1 protein-coding gene is annotated in these 1508 nt (G+C 58.9%); it reads right to left on the bottom strand.

The features are described from left to right. The coding region (locus WBP53_RS03360) for an EAL domain-containing protein (protein WP_423925928.1) at positions 1-1494 on the bottom strand (1494 nt) is incomplete at its 3' end. Positions 1495-1508: the final 14 nt, after the last annotated feature.

The raw sequence follows: 1508 nt of genomic DNA, 5'->3' as shown, positions 1-1508 counted from the left end.
GGTGACCAGTGTCGATTCCAGTGCGGCCTCTGCAATTTCTGCCGGTGCCGGGCGACCCAGATGGTAGCCCTGCAATTCGTCACAACCGATCTTGCCTAGAAACTCGGCCTGTTCCTCGGTTTCGACGCCCTCGGCGGAAACGCGCATGCGCAACTGGTGGCCCATGACCACGATCGTTCTTGCGATGGCTGCATCCTCGTCCGAATAAGGAAGGCCGCGCACGAAGCGCTGGTCAATCTTGAGCGTATCGATGGGGAACTGTTTCAGATACGCAAGACTCGAGTAGCCGGTACCAAAATCGTCCAGTGAAAGCCGGACCCCCATTCTTTTCAGTTCCCCAAGTGTCGCGCGCACGCGATCGATGTTCTCCATCAGGGAGCTTTCCGTGATCTCGATAACCAGCAGACTGGCTGGAATGGAATGCAGGCTCAAGGTTCTGGAAACAACATCCGTCAGGTTGGGGCGCTGCAGCTCTTGTGCCGACACGTTGACGGCAATGACGAAATCGCGGCATCCACAATCGTGCCAGATCCGCGCCTGCCTGCATGCATGCTCGAGAACCCATTCTCCAATGTCGGGCATCATGCCCATCGTCTCGGCAATCGGGATGAAAAGATCCGGCGCTATCAATCCGAACTCCGGGCTGTTCCAGCGCAGGAGTGCCTCGAATCCCGAGAGTTTGCGGTCGCTTGCACGGCGTACGGGCTGGTAGTGCAACGACATCTCGCCGCGCTCTAGCGCTCCGCGCAGGTTTCTGCCCAGGGCGAGGCGCTCTTCGGAGCCTTTCATCTGTTCATCGGTGAACAGACAAACACCGTCCCTGCCGCGACGCTTGGCGCGAACCATCGCGGCCTCGGCACAGCTCAACAACTCTTGTGAGGTACGGCCATGTTCCGGTGACCTGCTGATACCGACACTGGCCGTGAGGACGAGTCGATATTCGTCGCTTTCGATCGGTGCAGCCACGACGTCCCTGAGTTGCTCGGCCAGGTTCAAGGTGGACCGCATGTCGAGGTCTGCAAGCGCGATGACAAACTGGTCGCCTGCAAATCGGGCAATTCTTGCTGATTCGTCGAGCGTTCCGCGCAGCCGATCCGCAATGCGGCGCAGGACATCGTCGCCGATCGCATGTCCCATGAATTCGTTGACCGCCTGGAAGCGATCGATGCCGACCAGCAGTACCCACACGGGGTGCGACTCGTCGCCACGCATGCTGGTGAGCTGCCGCTCGAAGTAGAGTCTATGTGGCAGATTGGTGACCGCATCATGGCTTGCTGCGTGGAGCAAATCTCCTTCGACCTGCTTGCGTTCGGTAATGTCCTGTGCGACAGCGAACGCGATGCCTTCGCGAGCAACCACGGAATTCCATGACAGCCAGCGGTAGCTTTTGTCCTTGCATCGAATTCGGCAGATGACATTGCTTGCTCGATCACCGGGGTTCTTCAGCTTTGCGAGTGCGGCGCCTGCCCCGGCCAGATCATCAGGATGGACCATATCCACCAGTGACA

Source organism: Dokdonella sp. (assembly GCF_049593775.1).
In the GTDB taxonomy this organism is placed as follows: Bacteria; Pseudomonadota; Gammaproteobacteria; order Xanthomonadales; family Rhodanobacteraceae; genus Dokdonella.
Note: the sequence above shows the minus strand (reverse complement) of the source record. Positions and strands in the feature narration are given on the sequence as shown.